The 376-nt window shown below is 50.8% G+C and carries 1 pseudogene; it reads right to left on the reverse strand.

Going from position 1 to position 376, the window contains the following annotated elements:
• Positions 1 to 151: 151 nt before the first annotated feature.
• A pseudogene (locus tag B3180_RS12250) lies at positions 152 to 376 on the reverse strand (acetyl-CoA C-acetyltransferase); the annotation flags it as partial.

A 376-nucleotide genomic window follows, 5' to 3' on the forward strand; every position in this document is an offset into this window, starting at 1 on the left:
CTGGAATTCTGGTTAATGTCTTATTCTGGGAACAGTCCTTTGACTACACCCGTTTAAGCATTGGTGCTTTGATCATAGTGCTTGCCGTTTGGCTAGCCGGGCGGGTTCAAAAGCTGAAACCCGCAGGCTAGCCTATACCGGCAAAGCCCGACTAGATCATTTCCACAGCCAGAGCGACAGCTTCGCCGCCACCGATACACAACGAAGTAATGCCTCGTTTCTGGCCTTTTTGTTTTAAGGCGTGCAACAGCGTTACCAGCAAACGTGCACCGCTTGCGCCAATAGGATGCCCTAAAGCGCAAGCTCCGCCATGCACATTCACTTTGCTCGCATCCAGTTTCATTTCCTGAATTGCCAGCATGGTTACCATGGCAAA

It is taken from the genome of Idiomarina sp. UBA4206, from assembly GCF_002383015.1.
Lineage (GTDB): Bacteria > Pseudomonadota > Gammaproteobacteria > Enterobacterales > Alteromonadaceae > Idiomarina > Idiomarina abyssalis.